Source organism: Sphingomonas sp. MJ1 (PH-R8), from assembly GCF_048058635.1.
Taxonomy (GTDB): Bacteria; Pseudomonadota; Alphaproteobacteria; order Sphingomonadales; family Sphingomonadaceae; genus Sphingomonas.
Window position 1 is genome coordinate 91,705 of record NZ_JBBEFX010000008.1, and the last position, 18,556, is coordinate 110,260.

The window sequence follows — 18,556 nt, forward strand, 5'->3', positions numbered from 1 at the left end:
CGCCGCCCGACGGGTCCATCGTTCCCGACAGACCCGCTTCAGCCCGCCGATCAGGGATCGAGCGGGTCGAGTGGATCGATGCGCGCCGAACGAGGGTCGGGGCGGAAGGTGAGCTCGGTAGGCGAGAGCCGGCGGCCGATCACGCCGGGTTCGTAGCCGAGTTCGCGGCGGTTCCTCTCCCCAAAGGCGGGGCTCTCGATCATCCGGCTTTGGTCCGGGTTGCAGACGATCAGCGCCTCGCGATCGAGCGGGGCGCCCAACGCCATCAGCCGTCGCGTGGCGTTGCGCAGGTTGGTGGTCGTGTGGCGGGCGTAGGGCTCGATGACGATCGCCTCGGCAGGCACGCCATAGCGCTCGATCAGCGCGCGGCGCATCTCGACGGCCTCGTCATGGGGCGTGCCGTGCGGGTGTGCACGGCCACCGCTCACGATGATGAAGGGGGCGTCTCCCTCCGCGAAGCGGTTCGCGACGAGCCGGACGTGGTATTTGCCGCCGGGACTGAGCGGCATGTCGGGAACCTCGGGGCCGATCCCCGTCAGCACGATGGCCGTGTAGCGGTAGCGGGACCAGTCAAGGCCGCGGGCCCGCGCCATCGCCGCGGCGTTGTCACCGCCGTCGATCGGCTCGAATCCGCTTGCATCGGTGCGGTCGTTCACGTCGAGCAGGGCCAAGCCCAGTTCCACGCTGGGATCGAGCGCCTGCAGGGAGCCGGCACGCGGCGTGTTGCGCAGGCGGACCGCAGCCGCCAGGCGCGTCTGCGCCACCGTGCTCCCGAACGCCGCCGATGGCCCGTCGATGGAAGGGTAGCGCGCCGGCATTCCCAACGCATAGACGCGGACGATCGCGTTCAGCCCGCGGATCTCCCGAGCAAGGCCGGAGGCGAGGCCGTCGTCAGGAATCAGCCGCCGATCGCGCAGCAGCGGGGTGGCATTCCGCTCCACCGCATGCGTGAGGGTCGCCAGTTCCTGCTCGTCCCACAACGCGGCTTCCGCCACGCACGGGGCCGCCTCTGCGCAGGCGGCGGTGCGTTTCGCACGCGTCGCAAGCGTGGTGGCGAGGCTGCGATCGGCGCGGAGCCGGGTGATCGTCTCCGGCGACCGACCCATCGCATCGAGCATCGGGAACAGCCGTTGTGCCAAAACCTCGCTGGCGCGGTCGCGGACCTCGGCCGCCACAGCGGGCTGAACCGCCGCCGCGAGGATCGCGGCGGCGAGAGTCATGCGCAGCGCCCGATGCCTCACCACGACTTGGAGACGACCAGGCGGAAGTTCCGGCCGAAGATCGGGCGGCCGTAGATGGCCTCGCTGCTGCCTTGGCCGCTCAGCGAGTCGGTGCGGGTGTTGCCTTCGGTCAGGCCATGCGCGTTGAACAGGTTGTCGCCGACCACCTGCACCTGCCAGCTCGCCCGGCGCAGCGTCACGCCCGCGCCGATCGTGCCGTAGGAGGGCAGCGCAGTGTTGTTGTACAGGTCGACGTAGCGCTTTCCCATATAGGTGTAGCGGCCATAGACCGAGATATCAGTCGCGCCCGAGGTGAAGTCGAAGCTCGGCCGGATGTTGCCGTAGATCTTGGGCTGGCGGACGATCTGATTGCCTTCGGCCTGCTCGGGATCGGCGCCGGTTGCGCTTTCAAAATTCTTGTACTTCGGGTCGCTGACGGTGAGCGCGCCGTTCAGGGTGAACCAAGGGGTCACCGACCAGGCGCCGTCGAATTCCACGCCCTTGACCTGCGCTTCGCCGATGAAGGGGACGTTCACGTCGTTGCGGCCCGTCGTCGGGTCATACGCCAGGAACGAGGCGTTGAGCGGGTCGAAGTTGGTGTAGAAGCCGGTGACGTAGAGGTAGGAGCGTCCCGCCGCGAGCTTCAGCCCCGCCTCGAACTGGTCGGCGACGGTGGTGATGACGGTCGGGTTGATGCTCATCACCGTCTGGACGCTGGGCGGCGTCTCGAGGTGCGACGCGCGCCCATAGACGCCGACATGGTCGCTGAAGTCGTAGTTGGCGCCGACCGTCCAGTTGGTGACATGCGGCTTGCGCTTCTGGTTGATGATCGCCCCGGTAAAGGCGCGGGTGGCATCGTCCGCCAGCGTGGTTCGATCGCCGAGGTCGGCCTGCTCGGTGAGTGCCGCCCAGCCCTTGTAGCTGTAGCGCTCGTGGCGGATGCCGGCATCGACGCGCAGACCCGGCACGATCTCCCAGGTGTCGTTGGCATAGATGGCGAACATCTTCGCGTCGGAGTCGCCTTGGTTGAGCGTGGCGGCGTAGTTGAGCACGCCGTTGTCCGTCACGCGGCCGAGCTCTGCGCCCGTGGCCGAATAGGCCACCAGGTCCAGCGTGCGCGGCTCGCCCGCAACCTCGATCAGATAGTTCTGGTAGAGCGTCCGGCTGTCTTCGCCATAGAGGCTGGCATAGAGGCCGAGCTTGATGTCGTGGCTGCCGATGCCGGATTCGAACTTCTTGGCGACCGTGAAATTGCCCTGGCCCGAATAGAACTTCGAGTGGATGTCGCGATACTGGCCCTGCATCACCAGACCGGACGCCGCGTCGGGATCATAGGCGGTGTTGGTCCCCGCCAGCACATAGCCGAAGCGGTTCACCGCGCCGAAGGCAGTGGTCGCGCGCGTCAGATAGCCGTTGGCGAAGCTGTCGGCGTCAGCCGGATTGGTGGTCGAATAGAAGGCCGTGAAGTCGAGCTTGCCCTGGGTGTACCCAACCTTGGCGGAGACGAGCCACCCGTCGAAGTCGGCATCATATTGCGCGCCGAAGTTCACCATCTGCATGTGGCGTCCGTCGGACAGGTCGCTGGTGCGGCTCTGGATCACGCCGGCGCCGTCGCGGTACTTCAGGTTGACGTTGCGCAGCGCTGGCGAGTTCATCGTGCCGGTGAAATAGTCGATGTACGGATCGAGCGAGACGCTCGGGTCGCGCGGGTCGGCGATCGGAATCGGCAAATAGAAGACGTTGTGGTCGTTGACGTAGTTGAGGTTCAGCTTGATCGAACCGTTGTCGAGGTCATGCTTGAGGTTCGCGCGGATCTGGCCACCCTTGTCGTTCGGGAAGCCGTTGTCGCGATAGCCGTCGTGGTACCGGAGGAAGCCGCCGACGGCGTAATAGGTGTCTTCGGCGATCGGGCCGGACTGATAGGCGTCCAAGCGATAGAGGCCGGTGTCCCCGAGCGTCAGCTGCGCCTTTCCGCGCGGCGTCTCCTCGCCGGTGACGGTGATGGCGTTGATGATCGCGCCCGAATAGCTGGCGTAGACCGGCGCCGGACCGCCGCGGACGACTTCGGCATGGTCCGTCATCAGGTCCTGCTTGAGGATCGCGTCGCCGCGGAAGAACACGCCGTCGTTCTCGTGGAACAGGGGCAGGCCGTCCTGCTGGAAGCTGACGAAGCCGCCGTCGTTAGGCAGGCCGCGGATGCGGTAGATGTTCTGCACCTCACCGCCGGTGATCTCGGTCTGGAAGCCCGGCAGCTGGCCGATCAGGTCGGCGAAGTTGACCGGCGCGATCTTCTCGACATCCGCCTGGGAGATGGTGTTGATCGCATAGGACACGTCGAACCGCCGCTGCGCGCGGGTCGATCCGGTGACGATGATTTCTTCGGGCGACACGTCGCCGGCTGCTGCCTGCGGGTCCGACGCTTCGGCCGATGCAGCCGCTGGAGTCGTTTCCTGCGCCCAGGACGGTGCGGCGACGAAGCACAGCGCGGGAAGAGCGGCGTAGGCGAGCTGCTTGATGTTCGGCATGATATCCCAGTTCTGAACAATACCCGGAAAGGGCAGGCGACTGGGGCCGAGCGGCTACGGCAAAGCCATGACAGATCTGTTACGGAGTCGAACCGGTTGCAGGCCTATCTGCCTGCTGATCGAACCTTCTGGTCATCAATGAAGGGCAAGCAGGCATGTCTTTGGTACTATGCGCGCGGATGGAAATAGCGCTGGCTTGAATGGGGTATCGGCGAGGGCAGAGCTGATGCAGTCAGCTCCGCCCTCACAGGGCATCAGGGGCCTACGTCCGCACCGTCCGGCTTCAGGCGATAGTTGGTGGTGGTGCCGAGGCCGAGCGCCTGGGCGACGCGATCGTTCCAGCCATAGGGGTCGTTGCGGATCACCGGTTCGCCGGCTTCGTCGAACAGCACGGTCTGGTAGAGCATCCGGACCGGGATCTCGCGCGGCAGCTTGACGAAGGTCTCCTTGCCGGTCGCGCGCGCCTTGTTCCACTCGTCGATCACGCCCTCGTCCTTGGCGAGCATCTCGGCAAAGCCCAGCGCATCCTCGACGCGAACGCAGCCGTGGCTGCGCTGACGCTGCACCTGCTGGAACAGCGGCTTGGCCGGCGTGTCGTGCAGGTAGATGGCGTGATCGTTCTGCATGTCGAACTTGACGAGGCCGAGCGAGTTCTTCGGGCCTGGCTGCTGGACGATCCAGCCGTCTTCCCACGCCATGTTGTTGCGGCGCAGATAGTCCGATCCCTTGCCGGCGATCTCCTTTTCCTGGATCGAGCGGGGCACGGTCCAGGTCGGGTTGGCAACCAGGCGGAAGATCGGCGAGCCCAGCTGCGGCGTCTCGTTGTCGGGCTCGCCGACCACGACCTTGCGGCTGTTCACGAGCTTGCCGTCGCGCCAGTAGCTCAGCCGCGCCGCCGCCACATTGACGTCGATGCGGGTGCCGGGAGGGGTGCGCTCGATCCAGCGCAGCCGCTCCATGTTCACCGCGATCGCACGGGCACGGTCGGCATCGGAAAGGTTGAGAATGGCGAGCGCATCGCTGCCGATCACGCCGTCCGGCTTGATGCCGTAGTCGGCCTGCATCTGCTTGACGGCAGCCGCCATGGCCGGCGTGTAGCGATTGCCGCCTGCCGCCGCCCGATCCAGATAGTCGGAAGCGACCAGCTGGCTGGCGATCATCGGGATGCGCGCGTCGGTTGCGCCCGGCTTCAGCGGCTCGCCCTTATCGGGGATCGCCGGCGTCGCCGCCTCGCCCTGCTTGCGCAGCGCCAGATAAGCTTGCGACAGCTTGCGATAGTTCGCGTCCTGCGGGGCGAGGCTTTCCAGCCACTCGCCGACCTTGCCCTGCTGCAGCGCCTGGGCGAGCCCCTGTTTCAGATCGGGGTTGGGCCGGGGAACGGTGTAGACCTCATAGAGCTTGGTCGGATCGGTTGCGCCACGCGCCAGCGCGCCGGCATAGGCGAGCGCCGCCTTTGTCAAAGCCGCTTCGTCCTCGCCGGCCGGAACCTCGAAGTTCATCTTGTCGAGGCCATGGGCGGCGCGCTTGTTGAGGGCGTCGCGCAGCTGGTCGGTTGTGGATTTCGACCATTGCGCGGGCTGGGCGCTCTCGCCGGCTTCGGTCTGGTTGGACGGGGAAGTGTTGACGTTGCACGCCGACAGCGTGAGCGACATCGCCAGCAACGATGAACCGATAAGACCGACGCGCACCCGCTTCTCCTCGTTATTTTGCAGGCAGATAACGTCCGGACTGCCGTTTCGCTCCCGCAAGGAGCCTTCCGAGCCGTTGCCGCAACCGCGGGGCTGTTCGTCGGTTGAGGGGGGAAGAAGAGGAGACGCGTCATGGTCGACCGCGACATGGGTACGCCCGATCACAATCTGTCCACCGAGCATCAGAAGACGGGGGACGCAGCCCTTCCGAGCGACACGCTGGACAAGCCTGCGGACGAGGTGTCCCCGGCCAAGGACTTCGATCCCGCGGGCGACGTGGGCAAGCCGCAGCCGAGCGGCCGCTGACCGGTCAGAGATAGTCGGCGAGCGCCAGCCAGGCCTTCTGCTTGGCCGCGACCCCGACCGTGTGCAGCGGGCTGCTGGAGGGTAGGGCGAGGATCGCATAGTGCGCTGCCGCCTCGCCCAGCTGTGCCCGCCCATGGCGAAGCGCCGTGCCGCCGTTGAAGCCGATCGCGCGCAACTGCGGCAGCGTCGCGACCAGTGCGACCAGGTCATTGGCGGCGAGGTCACGGATGGCCGCGTCGCTGCTGCCGGTCCGCCGCGCCTGGGCGACGACGTCCCACAAGCCGATCTTGGCGGCCTGCAAGGCGGCGAGCCGCTCCGTATAGGCGAGTGGCGCCAAGTCCTGTCCGGCGACCGGCGACATCAGCCGCCAGAACTGGTTCTGCGGGTGCGCGTAATAACGCTGCTCGGCGAGTGAGCGCTCGCCGGGCAGGCTGCCGAGCACCAGCACGCGCGTGCCCGCGTCGACCACAGGCGGGAAGCTGCGCTTGAGCGTGTCGGTCACAGCGCCTTGCCCGCCGCCCAGCCGCTCGCCCAGGCCCATTGGAAGTTGTAGCCGCCCAGCCAGCCGGTCACGTCCATCGCCTCGCCGACGACGTACAGCTCCGGCAGGTGCCGCGCCGCCATGGTGCGCGAGGAGAGCCCCTCGGTCGCGATGCCGCCTACCGTCACCTCCGCCTTGGCAAAGCCTTCGCTGCCATTGGGGACGAAGCGCCAGTTGCCAAGCCGCTGCTCGGCGTCGCGAAGCGTGGCGTCGCGCTGGTTGCCGAGTTCTCCCACCACCGCTAGGCGTTCGGCGAGGGCTTCGGCAAGTCGGTCGGGAAGCGCCGTCGAAAGCACCGTGCGCAGACCCGCACGGGGGCGGGTGCGCTTCGCCTCCAGCAGCCACCCCGCATCCTGATCAGGCAGGAAATCGATGCCGATCGCATCGCGGTGGCGCCAATAGGAGGACACCTGGAGGATCGCCGGACCCGACAGGCCGCGGTGGGTGAACAGCGCCGCCTCGCGAAACGTCGCCTTGCCGCAGCGCGCGACCACTTCGGTGGCCACGCCGGACAGGGAGCGGAACAGCGCTTCCTCCGGCGGCAGCGTTAGGGGCACGAGCGCCGGGCGCGGCTCGACGACCTTCAGCCCGAACTTGCGGGCGAGATCATAGGCGAAGCCGGTGGCGCCGAGCTTCGGGATGGAGGGACCGCCGGTGGCGATCACCAGTGCCGGCGCCGTGAGCGTGGCGTCCCCATGCACCACGGTGAAGCGTCCGTCCGCATGCGAGACGTCCCGGATCGCCGCACCCAGGCGCATCGCCACGGCGCCCGCCGCGCACTCGTCCAGCAGCATGGCCACGATCTGCCGGGCGGAGCCGTCGCAGAACAATTGGCCGAGCGTCTTTTCGTGCCAGGCGATGCCGTGCCGCTCGACCATCTCCAGGAAGTCGCCGGGGGTGTAGCGGCCGAGCGCCGACTTGGCGAAATGCGGGTTGGCGGACAGGTACCGGTCTGGCGCGGTGCCCAGGTTGGTGAAGTTGCAGCGACCGCCGCCCGAAATCAGGATCTTGCGGCCCGGCTCCGGCGCATGGTCCACGACGACCACGCGCCTGCCGCGCTGCCCGGCGACGGCCGCGGCCATCAGCCCGGCGCCACCCGCGCCGAGCACGATCGCATCGAAGCTCTCCATCGATCAGCCGGCGGCAGGCGCGAAGCTGAGGATGGCCTCCTCGTGCTTCTCCGGACGGATGTAGATGGAGGTGAGGGTGGGGATCGCGGCCTTCAGTTCGGCCTCCAGTTCCTCGATCAGTGTTTCGCCTGCGCCCATGGTCAGCGCATCGTCGAAATCGGCGCTGATCGCAACGAAGACCGCATCGGGTGCGGTGTGGATGGTGCGCACGTGGTTCACCGCCGAGATGCCGGGCTTCGCGCCCACCACGGATCGCACCCGCTCGATCAGCACCGGGTCCGCGCGCTCGCCGATCAGCAGCCCCTTGGCCTCCCGCGCCAGCAGTGCGGAGACGGTCGCCAGGATCAGGCCGATGAGGATCGATGCGACGCCATCGATGCGGGGATCCCCAAAATAATGGCTGGCCCACACGCCAGCGCCGGCGACGGCAAGGCCGATCAGCGCCGCGGAGTCCTCGAACAGAACGATGAAGCCGGCGGGATCCTTGGACTCGTGGATCGCGCGCCACCAGCCGGTGTCGCCGCGCTTGGCGTTGAACTCGCGTACCGCGATCGTCCAGGACGAACCCTCCAGCAGGACGGCGACGCCCAGCACGACGTAGTTGATGAGGGGATCGCTGAGTGGCTCTGGGTCCAGGATATGGAGGTAGCCTTCGTAGATCGATACGCCGGCGCCGACCGCGAAGATCAGCAGGGCGACCACGAATGCCCAGAAGTAGAGCTCGCGGCCATAGCCGAACGGGTGCTTGGCATCGGCCGGTCGGCGCGCGCGCCTTTGCCCGTAGAGCAGCAGCACCTGATTGCCGCTGTCCACTACCGAATGCACGCCCTCCGTCAGCATCGAGGACGAGCCGGTGATACCGGCGGCGATGAACTTCGCGACACCGATCCCGAGATTTGCCGCGAGCGCACCATAGAGAACGAGGTTGTTCTTGATGTGCGCGCCGGCGCCGTCCTTCGCCATGAACCATTCCCTGCCTGTGCGGATGCTGAAGTGCCTGGGCAGCACCTGTGGTTCCGCCAGCCCTCGCGTGGCGGCGTTCGGGCTGCTAGGCGGCAGCGATGCTGAATCTCAACGGAATCACGGTGCGCCTGGGCGGGCGGCTCATTCTCGATGGCGTCAACGCGGCGCTGCCGCCGGGCAGCCGCGTCGGCCTGATCGGTCGCAACGGTGCCGGCAAGTCGACCCTGGTGCGCGTGATCGCGGGCGAGCTGGAGCCCGATGGGGGCGCCGCGGAGATGCCGCGCGGCAGCCGCCTGGGCTATGTCGCGCAGGAAGCGCCTGCTGGCAGCGCCACGCCGTTCGAAACGGTACTCGCCGCCGACACGGAGCGGGCAGCGCTGATGGAAGAGGCCGAGACGTCGCACGACCCCGACCGCCTGGCCGAGGTGCACGAGCGGTTGCTCGCAATCGACGCCCATACCGCGCCGGCACGTGCCGCCCGCATTCTGGTGGGCCTCGGGTTCGACGAGGGCATGCAGAACTCGCCGCTCGACGGCTTTTCCGGTGGCTGGCGCATGCGCGTCGCGCTCGCCGCCTTGTTGTTCAGCCAGCCCGACGTGCTGCTGCTCGACGAGCCTTCGAACCACCTCGACCTGGAAGCCGTGCTGTGGCTGGAGGATTTCCTCAAAAGCTATCGCGCGACGATCGTGATCGTCAGCCACGAGCGCGACTTCCTCAACAACGTCGTCGACCATATCCTTCACCTGCAAGGCGGCAAGGTGACGCTCTACCCGGGCGGCTATGACGCGTTCGAGCGGCAACGCGCCGAGCGGATGGCGCAGCTGGAGGCGGCGCGGGCCAACCAAGTCGCGCAGCGCGCAAAGCTGCAGGATTACATCGCCCGCAACTCTGCGCGCGCTTCGACCGCCAAGCAGGCGCAGTCACGCATCAAGGCGCTTGCCAAGATGGCGCCGATCGCCGCGATGGCAGAGGATCCGTCGCTGTCGTTCGATTTCCCCGACCCCGACGAACTGCGCCCCCCGCTGGTGACGCTCGACATGGCGAGCGTCGGCTATGGTGAAAAACCGATCCTCAAGCGGCTCAACTTGCGGCTCGACCCCGACGATCGCATCGGTCTGCTTGGTCGCAACGGCAACGGCAAGACCACGCTCGCCCGACTGCTCGCGGCGCAGCTGACGCCGATGGAAGGCGAGATGGCATCCTCGTCCAAAATGCGGGTCGGCTATTTCACCCAGTATCAGGTCGAGGAACTCGACGCGCGCGACACGCCGCTCGAGCACATGACCCGGCTGATGAAGGGCAAGACGCCGGGCGCGGTGCGCGCGCAGCTCGGGCGGTTCGGCTTTTCGGGCGACAAGGCGACGACGCTGGTCGGCAAGCTTTCCGGCGGCGAGCGCGCGCGCCTGGCGCTTGCGCTCATCACCCGCGACGCGCCGCACATGCTGATCCTCGACGAGCCGACCAACCACCTCGACGTCGACGCGCGCGAGGCGCTGATCCAGGCATTGAACGCCTACACCGGTGCGGTGGTGGTGGTCAGCCACGACCGCCACATGCTCGAGACCACCGCGGACCGTCTGGTGCTGGTCGACGGCGGCACCGCCAGCGACTTCGACGGCAGCCTGGACGACTATATCGCGCTGGTGCTGGGCGGCGGCAGCAAGGCGGACAAGGCCGAGAAAAAAGCCAACAAGAAGGAGGACCGCCGGGTCGCGGCCGAAGCACGCGAGCGTGCCCAGGGGCTGCGCAAGGAGGCGCAGGCTGCCGAGCGCGAGGTGGTGAAGCTCACCGCCGAGCGTACGGCGATCGACCAGGCGATGTTCGCCCCTGCGGAGGCGGCGCCGGCGCTTGCGAAGCTCACCATGACCGAGTTGATGAAGCGCCGAGCGGATCTGTCCGAGCGGATCGAGGCCGCGGAGACGCGCTGGATGGAGATCAGCGAGGCGTTGGAGGGCGCAGCGGCGTAGCGGCCACACTGATCGGCGCGGTGGGGGCCGGCTGGTTGGCAGGCCTGCTTCCCTCTGGCATCAGTCCGATGATGCCGAAAATAGCCTGTGAATGGGGCCTGTCCGGAATCGAGGCGTGGAAGGCCTCTGCGGACGTCTTCGTCATCGTCGACGTGTTGTCGTTCTCGACGGCGGTGAGCGTAGCCGTCGGAAACGGTGCGATCGTGTTCCCCTTCCCGTACGGGGACGCCGCCGCGGCAGCTGTCGAAGCTGCTCGGCATGGAGCGGTTGCAGCTTCACCGCGCAGTGCTGGAGGGGGACAGCTCAGTCTTTCGCCGGCCAGCCTGAAGCATATCGCGCCGGGAGGCCGCCTCCTGCTGCCGTCGCCGAATGGCTCCCGGCTGTCGCTGGCCACTGGTGACGCTCCGACCCTCTGCGGCTGTCTCCGCAACGCCCGAGCGGTCGGTGCGGCGGCAAGCTCTCTCGCCGGTGATGGAATGATCGTCGTGATTGCGGCAGGGGAGCGGTGGCCGGATCAAACGTTGCGACCAGCCATCGAGGATTGGCTCGGAGCAGGTGCCATCATCGATGCTCTTGGCGGGACATGGAATGCAGAGGCCGATCTAGCAGCCGAAGCGTACCGGGCAGCGAAGCCTCGCCTGGCCGAAATCCTCCGCGACAGCCGCTCGGGCCGCGAACTCTCCGGTTGGGGATACGCTGCCGACACCGAGGTCGCGCTTGAGGTGGATTCTGCCGACGTCGTGCCGATGATGCGAGAAGGTGCATACCAGGCCCTCTGAACCGGCTTCATCATTGCCTCGCAGTCCCCGCGCTGCAACATTCTCTCCCTTGCGAAGGGGAGCCCAACACTTGCGATCGATTCTGCGCCTATCCGCCGCCGCCCTGCTGCTCGCGTGCACCAGCAGCCTTGCTCATGCCCAGTCGGCGGAGACCACCACCGCCGTCGAGAAGAAGAAGGCCGAGGACGAAACCAAGCCGCCGCCGCTGCCGGGTGACAAGACGATCAGCCAGTCGGCGCGGATCGGGGGCCGTACGCTGTCGTACAAGGCGACCGTGGGCACCATTCCCGTGCGCGACGGGAAGGGGAAGGAAATCGGCCAGGTCACCTATACGGCCTACACCGTGCCGGGACGCGATCCGGCGCGTCCGGTGACCTTCGCCTTCAACGGCGGGCCGGGCGCCGCGTCGGTCTATCTTAACCTGGGCGCCATCGGGCCTAAGCGCGTCCAGTTCGGTGCGCAGGGCGATGCGCCTTCCGACGCCCCGATCGCGAGCGACAATCCCAACAGCTGGCTCGACTTCACCGACCTGGTGTTCATCGATCCCGTCGGCACCGGTTTCAGCCGCAGCCTGGTGGACGAGGCGGAGACCAAGAAGGCGTTCTACGCCAACGATCCCGACATCAAGTATCTGTCCAAGGTTGTCTACGACTGGCTCGTCAAGGAAGGCCGGCTGCGCTCGCCCAAATACGTGATGGGAGAGAGCTACGGCGGGTATCGCGCGCCGCGGATCGCCTATGAACTCCAGTCGCAGATCGGCGTCGGGGTCAACGGGATGATCCTGGTGTCCCCTTATCTCGATCCCGCCTCGGGGGACGGCGCGACCGCCCTGTCGCCGCTGCCGTGGATGATCGATCTGCCGTCGATGGCGGCCTCCAACCTGGAACGGCAGGGACGCCTGACGCCGGCCGCAATGGCGGAAGTGGAGGCCTATGTCCGCGGCGACTATGCCCGCGACCTGCTGCGCGGCCGGTCCGATCCCGAAGCGACCGCGCGTATCTCGCAGCGCGTGGCGGAACTGACCGGGCTCGATCCTGCGATGGTGCAGAAGCTGGGCGGACGGATCGACAGCCGCACCTATCTGCGCGAGATCCATCGCAACGAAGGACGGATCGGCAGCATCTATGATTCCAACGTGACGGCGTTCGATCCCTTCCCCTGGTCGGCACAGCAGCAATCGAACGACCCGATCCTGGACGCGCTGATCGCGCCGACCACCAGCGCGATGGTCGACTTCGTCACCCGCGAGGTGGGCTGGAAGACGGATGCGCGCTACCATGCGCTGTCCTACGAGGTGAATCAGGCGTGGGATCGCGGCAAGCCGGACGATACGCCCGTGACCGATCTGCGCAAGGCGATCGCCAACGATCCCAAGATGCGGGTGATGATCGTCCATGGCTGGGACGATCTGTCCTGCCCCTTCTTCGCCTCGCGCCTGATCGTCGACCAGATGCCGGCGTTCGGCCAGTCGGAGCGCGTGCAGCTGCGCGTCTATCCCGGCGGGCACATGTTCTACAGCCGCAGCGACAGCGGCGCGTCGTTCAAGCAGGATGCCCAGGCGCTGTATCGCTGATCCCGTCGCTGCCGGTCGCGCAAACGGGCGCGATCGGCAGCGCCATGCTCGTTCGCCGTGGCGCCTCAGCGGCGCTTGAGCAGCGTCTCCACGCTATCGTCCACGGTGCCGATCTTGCCCGGCTCGTGGCCGGCCTCTTGCTCCAGGGCAGCCCGGATCTGCTCGATCTGCCGGTCCGTCAGATGTTCGATGCCGATGAACTCGCCGCGAGCCGGGCCAAGGGCACGGATGAGCTCGTCGAGCTTCGCCTGCATCGCCGCTGCGTCCCGGTTCTGGGAGTTCTGGATCAGGAACACCATCAGGAAGGTGACGATGGTGGTCGCGGTGTTGATCACCAGCTGCCACGTGTCGGAATAGCCGAAGATCGGCCCGCTGACCCCCCAGGCGAGGATCGTAACGAGCGCGAGCACGAACGTCAGCGGCTGTCCGGCCGCAGTTGCAATGCGGGTGGATATGGCGGTGAAGATGTTGTCCAGCATGCGCGTACCCAAGGCGCGAACTGCCGCGAAAGCAAGCAGCGCCGCGCCCTGGTCATAGCATCAGAAGTTGAGTCCGACCCGCGCCAGCAACCGGCTGTCCACGTTGCGGCCATCCGCATAGGGGGAGTCGACGATCGCCCGGTCGGAGATGTCGGTATCGACATAGTCGATGCCGATCACCAACGGGCCGGTGACATGCTCCACGCCCAGGCGCCAGTCCATGTAGTTGCCGCCCGGCCGCAGGCGCGCAGCACGCAGCGTGTTGTCGACGTTCCCCGAGCTGCGCCCGATCCCCGCGATGACCGTGAACGGCGTCACGGGGATGCCCATGCGCCCTTCCGCGCCGATGTAGAAATTGTCGCCGCCGATCGCCGACTGCTTCGGCGCATAGCGTGCAAAGCCGTCGAGTTGCACGGGACCCAGCGCAAAGCCGGCGCCGCCGCCGAGCTCGAGATAGCTGAGCGCGCGGTCGCTGCCCGGGAAGAAGTGGCCGGTGATCCCGCCGTCCACGCGGACCGGTCCCAGATATTGTGCGTAGCTGGCGGCGAGATCGATCCCCACCGCAGCGCCGCCGTGGCGCGGGCTATCGTTCAGCGTCGCGACCGAACCCGTGACCGAGAAGCCCTGGCCCCCAAGCGGAATGGTCGCCGTGCCCCGCAGGCTGACGTCGCCGTCGCTCCAGCTGATTCCTCGCTCGCGATCGTCGGTGGTGAGTTCCACGGAAAGGGTTGAGCGCTCCGTTTCGCTCTGGGCACGGGCGGGCAGGGCGGCGGCAACGGAGGGAAGGGCGCTGCCGACCAGAAGAAGCAGGCGGGACTTGGCTCCCGGGGCGGAACAGCGCGTGCGCATCGACGATCTCCGAAGATTGGGTGGTGCGATCGCGTTCGGCAAACGCGACCAGCTGGGTGTGGAGGCTCGGCAGGTCTGCCTCGACGTGGCTGCGATAGCGATGCGCCCTGCGTCGCGCCACCCCGAGCGGTGACCCTCATCGGCTGCGACGCACCTGTCGGCGCGGGCCGCTGGATCATTCCCAAAAGAAAACCGCCGCCCGGTCTCCCGGACGGCGGCTTCGTTGTTCAGGCTGATCGCGGCGATCAGTCGTTCAGATACTCGCCGGCATCCCCGTCGGTGCCGTGACCGCTCGGGGTGACCGAGGCGAGGGCGTCGCTCGTACCCTGGTCGTCGCGGACAGAACGCGCATGCTCGGCCTCATGCTCTTCCTCGGCGCTGTTCGGCGCGATGAGAGCGGCCTGAAGCGCCCGCTGCTGTGCGCGGAGCGCCACGTCGCGGCTGGTGGCCGCCACGCGCAGGCGGTTCATGCCCGCACCGGTGCCTGCCGGGATGAGCCGGCCGACGATCACGTTCTCCTTCAGGCCGTTCAGCGAGTCGATCTTGCCCTGCACCGAAGCCTCGGTGAGCACGCGGGTCGTCTCCTGGAACGAGGCGGCCGAGATGAAGCTGCGGGTCTGCAGCGACGCCTTGGTGATGCCCAGCAGGATGGGCTTGCCCTGTGCCGGCTGCTGGCCCGGGGCCAGCTTGGCATTGGCTTCGTCCATCTCGTCGCGGTCGAGCTGCTCGCCCGCCAGCAGGGTGGTGTCGCCACCGTCGGTGATCTCGACCTTCTGCAGCATCTGGCGAACGATCACCTCGATGTGCTTGTCGTTGATCTTCACGCCCTGCAGTCGATAGACTTCCTGGATTTCCGACACGAGATATTCCGCAAGCGGCTCGATGCCGAGCACTTCCAGAATGTCGTGCGGATCCGGGCTGCCGCCGATCAGGTTGTCGCCACGCTTGACGTAGTCGCCTTCCTGAACGTCGATCACCTTGGACTTCGGCACCAGATACTCGACGACCTCGCCGCCGTCCTCGGGCTGGATGCCGATCTTGCGCTTCGCCTTATAGTCCTTGCCGAACACGACGCGGCCGGAGACCTTCGCGATGATCGCGTTCTCCTTCGGCTTGCGTGCCTCGAACAGCTCGGCGACGCGCGGCAGACCGCCGGTGATGTCGCGGGTCTTGGCAGCCTCGCGGCTGACACGGGCCAGAACGTCGCCGCCCTGGACCTGCGCACCGTCCTCGACCGAGAGCGTCGCGCCCGGCGCCAACATGTAGCGGCCGGCTTCACCCGAATTCTCGTCGAGCAGGGTCAGGCGAGGACGCAGATCCTCCTTCGACTTGCCGCGATATTCGGTGACAACGCGCTGGGTGATGCCCGTCGCTTCGTCGGCCTGCTCGGTCAGGGTCTTGCCGTCGATGAGGTCCTGGTACTTCACGGTACCCGGATTCTCGGTGATCACCGGCATGGTGAACGGATCCCACTCCGCCATGCGGTCGCCCGCGCTGATGATGTGGCCATCGTCGCACAGCACATAGGCACCGTACGGGATGCGATCCACGGAGAGCTCGCGGCCGTCCATGTCGACGATCGCCATCTCGCCCGAGCGGCTGAGCACCACGCGGCGGCCACGCTGGTCCATGATGACGCGCAGGTCGCGGTATTCGACCTTGCCGTCGACCGGCGCCTCTAGGTTCGACTGCTCGTTGAGCTGCGCCGCACCGCCGATGTGGAAGGTACGCATCGTCAGCTGCGTGCCCGGCTCACCGATCGACTGCGCCGCGATGACGCCGACGGCTTCACCGATGTTCACCGGCGTACCGCGAGCGAGGTCACGCCCGTAGCACTTGCCGCACACGCCGATCTTGGCCTCACAGACGAGCGGGCTGCGGATCTTCATGCCCGGCACGTTCAGCGCCTCGATCTGCGTGATCATCGCCTCGTCGAGCAGCGTGCCCGAAGGGATGACGACCTCGCCGGTCTTGGTGTCGACCACGTCCTCGGCCGTGGTGCGGCCCAGGATGCGCTCGCCAAGCGAAGCGATGGTCGAACCGCCCTGAACGATCGCCTTCATCTCGAGCGCACGCTCGGTACCGCAGTCCTCTTCCATGATGACGCAATCCTGCGACACATCGACGAGGCGGCGGGTCAGGTAACCCGAGTTGGCGGTCTTCAGCGCGGTATCCGCGAGGCCCTTACGAGCGCCGTGGGTCGAGTTGAAGTACTCAAGGACGGTCAGGCCTTCCTTGAAGTTCGAGATGATCGGCGTCTCGATGATCTCGCCCGACGGCTTGGCCATCAGGCCGCGCATGCCCGCCAACTGCTTGATCTGCGCTGCCGAACCACGAGCACCCGAGTGCGCCATCATGTAGATCGCATTGACCGGCTTTTCGCGACCGTTCTCGTCGCGCTTCACCGCCTTGATCTCGTCCATCATGGCCGCCGCCACCTGGTCGCCGCAGCGGCTCCAGGCGTCGATCACCTTGTTGTACTTCTCCTGCTGCGTGATCAGGCCGTCCTGATACTGCTGCTCGTAATCCTTCACGAGCGCACGCGTCTCGTCGACCATGCCTTCCTTGGCGGCCGGGATGATCATGTCATCCTTGCCGAAGGAGATGCCGGCCTTGAACGCGTTGCGGAAGCCCAGCGCCATGATGGCGTCGGCGAACAGCACCGTCTCCTTCTGGCCGGTGTGGCGATAGACCTCGTCGATCACGTCGCCCACGTCCTTCTTGGTGAGAAGGCGGTTGACGGTCTCGAACGGCACCTTGTGGCTCTTCGGCAGCGTCTCGCCGAGCAGCATGCGGCCCGGCGTCGTCTCGACGCGCTTCATGTAGGTGTTGCCGTCCTCGTCCGTCTGCGGAACGCGGCTGATGATCTTGGTGTGCAGCGTGACGGCGCCGGCGTTGAGGGCCTGGTGCACCTCCGCCATGTCGGACAGCATCATGCCTTCGCCCGGCTCGCCCTGCTTCTCCATGGAGATGTAGTAGAGGCCGAGGACCATGTCCTGCGACGGCACGATGATCGGCTTGCCGTTCGCGGGGCTCAGGATGTTGTTGGTCGACATCATCAGGACGCGCGCTTCCAGCTGGGCCTCGAGGCTCAGGGGAACGTGCACGGCCATCTGGTCACCGTCGAAGTCGGCGTTGAACGCCGAGCAGACCAGCGGGTGCAGCTGGATGGCCTTGCCCTCGATCAGCACCGGCTCGAACGCCTGGATGCCCAGGCGGTGGAGCGTCGGCGCGCGGTTGAGCATCACCGGGTGCTCCCGGATCACCTCGTCCAGGATGTCCCAGACTTCCTTGCGCTCCTTCTCGACCCACTTCTTGGCCTGCTTCAGGGTCATGGACAGACCCTTCGCATCGAGGCGCGCGTAGATGAACGGCTTGAACAGCTCGAGCGCCATCTTCTTGGGCAGGCCGCACTGGTGCAGCTTGAGCTCCGGACCGGTCACGATGACCGAACGGCCCGAATAGTCGACGCGCTTGCCGAGCAGGTTCTGACGGAAACGGCCCTGCTTGCCCTTGAGCATGTCGGACAGCGACTTCAGCGGACGCTTGTTGGCGCCCGTGATCGTGCGACCGCGGCGACCGTTGTCGAACAGCGCGTCGACGGCTTCCTGCAGCATGCGCTTTTCGTTGCGGACGATGATGTCCGGCGCACGCAGCTCCATCAGCCGCTTGAGGCGGTTGTTACGGTTGATCACGCGGCGATACAGATCGTTCAGATCCGACGTCGCGAAGCGGCCGCCGTCCAGCGGCACCAGCGGGCGCAGTTCGGGCGGGATGACCGGAACGACGTCCAGGATCATCCACTCGGGGCGGTTGCCCGAGTCGATGAAGCTCTCGACGACCTTCAGACGCTTGATGATCTTCTTGGGCTTCAGCTCGGACTTGGTGACGGCGAGCTCTTCGAGAAGCTCCTTGCGCTCACCTTCCAGGTCGAGCTCCATCAGCATCGTCTTGACCGCTTCAGCGCCGATGCCGGCGGAGAAGGCGTCCTCGCCGAACTGGTCCTGCGCCTCGAGCAGCTCGTCCTCGGTGAGGAGCTGATACTTTTCCAGGCTGGTGAGGCCCGGCTCGATCACGATGTAGCTCTCGAAGTAGAGCACGCGCTCGAGCTGCTTGAGCTGCATGTCGAGCAGCAGGCCGATGCGCGACGGCAGCGACTTCAGGAACCAGATGTGCGCAACCGGAGCGGCCAGCTCGATGTGGCCCATGCGCTCACGACGGACCTTCGAGACGGTGACCTCGACGCCGCACTTCTCGCAGACGATGCCCTTGTACTTCATGCGCTTGTACTTGCCGCACAGGCACTCATAGTCCTTGATCGGACCGAAGATGCGCGCGCAGAACAGGCCGTCACGCTCGGGCTTGAACGTGCGATAGTTGATCGTCTCGGGCTTCTTGATCTCGCCGAACGACCAGGAACGGATGCGCTCGGGGGAGGCGATGCCGATCTGGATCTGGTCGAAGGTCTCCGGCTTCTGGACCGGATTCGCGAAGTTGGTCAGTTCGTTCATGTCGTATTCCCTCTAGGGGCAAAAC

The 18,556-nt window shown here is 66.6% G+C and carries 13 protein-coding genes; 4 read left to right on the top strand and 9 right to left on the bottom strand.

Annotated features, from left to right (window positions below; all coding sequences use genetic code 11):
- Window positions 1-50: 50 nt before the first annotated feature.
- The 3 genes from VPH46_RS08960 to VPH46_RS08970 form a co-directional block, all read right to left on the bottom strand.
- Window positions 51-1,220, bottom strand: a complete 1,170-nt coding sequence (locus tag VPH46_RS08960; RefSeq protein WP_416610591.1) for a YdcF family protein — start codon at window positions 1,218-1,220, stop codon at window positions 51-53.
- A 17-nt stretch (window positions 1,221-1,237) separates the two neighbouring features.
- Complete coding sequence (locus tag VPH46_RS08965) at window positions 1,238-3,745, bottom strand: TonB-dependent receptor (protein ID WP_416610592.1); 2,508 nt, start codon at window positions 3,743-3,745, stop codon at window positions 1,238-1,240.
- Window positions 3,746-3,999: 254 nt separating this feature from the next.
- Entirely contained in the window at window positions 4,000-5,433 is a 1,434-nt protein-coding gene (locus VPH46_RS08970) for a L,D-transpeptidase family protein (protein WP_416610594.1), read from the bottom strand.
- 132 nt (window positions 5,434-5,565) lie between these two features.
- On the opposite strand from VPH46_RS08970, the gene VPH46_RS08975 reads away from it, so the two are divergent.
- Window positions 5,566-5,739 carry a hypothetical protein gene (locus VPH46_RS08975; RefSeq protein ID WP_165890021.1) on the top strand — a complete coding sequence of 58 codons (174 nt, stop codon included), beginning with the start codon at window positions 5,566-5,568 and terminating at the stop codon, window positions 5,737-5,739.
- 4 nt (window positions 5,740-5,743) lie between these two features.
- Here the strand turns inward: VPH46_RS08975 and VPH46_RS08980 are convergent, their stop codons facing one another.
- The 3 genes from VPH46_RS08980 to VPH46_RS08990 are packed head-to-tail and all read right to left on the bottom strand — an operon-like array spanning window position 5,744 to window position 8,373.
- The gene (locus tag VPH46_RS08980) at window positions 5,744-6,241 is read right to left on the bottom strand and encodes a DNA-deoxyinosine glycosylase (protein ID WP_416610596.1); all 498 of its coding nucleotides are present in this window, start codon (window positions 6,239-6,241) and stop codon (window positions 5,744-5,746) included.
- Window positions 6,238-7,410 (bottom strand): NAD(P)/FAD-dependent oxidoreductase, encoded by a 1,173-nt coding sequence (locus tag VPH46_RS08985; RefSeq protein WP_416610598.1) that lies wholly within the window; start codon window positions 7,408-7,410, stop codon window positions 6,238-6,240. Before VPH46_RS08985 ends, VPH46_RS08980 begins: the two co-directional genes overlap by 4 nt.
- Before the next feature lie 3 nt (window positions 7,411-7,413).
- Window positions 7,414-8,373, bottom strand: a complete 960-nt coding sequence (locus VPH46_RS08990; protein WP_416610600.1) for a cation diffusion facilitator family transporter — start codon at window positions 8,371-8,373, stop codon at window positions 7,414-7,416.
- Window positions 8,374-8,471: 98 nt separating this feature from the next.
- Between VPH46_RS08990 and VPH46_RS08995 the strand changes: the two genes are divergently transcribed.
- The 3 genes from VPH46_RS08995 (at window position 8,472) to VPH46_RS09005 (ending at window position 12,692) form a co-directional block, all read left to right on the top strand.
- Window positions 8,472-10,340: an ABC-F family ATP-binding cassette domain-containing protein gene (locus tag VPH46_RS08995; protein WP_416610601.1), complete on the top strand. Its 1,869-nt coding sequence runs from the start codon at window positions 8,472-8,474 to the stop codon at window positions 10,338-10,340.
- Between the two features lie 35 nt (window positions 10,341-10,375).
- Entirely contained in the window at window positions 10,376-11,119 is a 744-nt protein-coding gene (locus VPH46_RS09000; RefSeq protein ID WP_416610602.1) for a 2-phosphosulfolactate phosphatase, read from the top strand.
- A 70-nt stretch (window positions 11,120-11,189) separates the two neighbouring features.
- Window positions 11,190-12,692, top strand: coding sequence for a S10 family peptidase (locus tag VPH46_RS09005; RefSeq protein ID WP_416610604.1), 1,503 nt, complete (start codon window positions 11,190-11,192; stop codon window positions 12,690-12,692).
- A gap of 65 nt (window positions 12,693-12,757) precedes the next feature.
- Here the strand turns inward: VPH46_RS09005 and VPH46_RS09010 are convergent, their stop codons facing one another.
- The 3 genes from VPH46_RS09010 to rpoC all read right to left on the bottom strand — a co-directional run bounded on the left by VPH46_RS09010 (window position 12,758) and on the right by rpoC (window position 18,531).
- Window positions 12,758-13,168 (bottom strand): low affinity iron permease family protein, encoded by a 411-nt coding sequence (locus tag VPH46_RS09010; protein ID WP_125960812.1) that lies wholly within the window; start codon window positions 13,166-13,168, stop codon window positions 12,758-12,760.
- 63 nt (window positions 13,169-13,231) lie between these two features.
- Window positions 13,232-13,891 carry a TorF family putative porin gene (locus tag VPH46_RS09015; RefSeq protein ID WP_416610606.1) on the bottom strand — a complete coding sequence of 220 codons (660 nt, stop codon included), beginning with the start codon at window positions 13,889-13,891 and terminating at the stop codon, window positions 13,232-13,234.
- 374 nt (window positions 13,892-14,265) lie between these two features.
- Window positions 14,266-18,531 (bottom strand): DNA-directed RNA polymerase subunit beta', encoded by a 4,266-nt coding sequence (gene rpoC, locus VPH46_RS09020; protein ID WP_416610608.1) that lies wholly within the window; start codon window positions 18,529-18,531, stop codon window positions 14,266-14,268.
- Window positions 18,532-18,556: the final 25 nt, after the last annotated feature.

Bases quoted from the DNA above. Each gene is read 5' to 3' on its own strand.
- VPH46_RS08990 (WP_416610600.1), bottom strand. From the start codon at position 8,373: ATGGCGAAGGACGGCGCCGGCGCGCACATCAAGAACAACCTCGTTCTC.
- VPH46_RS08985 (WP_416610598.1), bottom strand. From the start codon at position 7,410: ATGGAGAGCTTCGATGCGATCGTGCTCGGCGCGGGTGGCGCCGGGCTG.
- VPH46_RS08975 (WP_165890021.1), top strand. From the start codon at position 5,566: ATGGTCGACCGCGACATGGGTACGCCCGATCACAATCTGTCCACCGAG.
- VPH46_RS08960 (WP_416610591.1), bottom strand. From the start codon at position 1,220: ATGACTCTCGCCGCCGCGATCCTCGCGGCGGCGGTTCAGCCCGCTGTG.
- VPH46_RS08995 (WP_416610601.1), top strand. From the start codon at position 8,472: ATGCTGAATCTCAACGGAATCACGGTGCGCCTGGGCGGGCGGCTCATT.
- VPH46_RS08965 (WP_416610592.1), bottom strand. From the start codon at position 3,745: ATGCCGAACATCAAGCAGCTCGCCTACGCCGCTCTTCCCGCGCTGTGC.
- rpoC (WP_416610608.1), bottom strand. From the start codon at position 18,531: ATGAACGAACTGACCAACTTCGCGAATCCGGTCCAGAAGCCGGAGACC.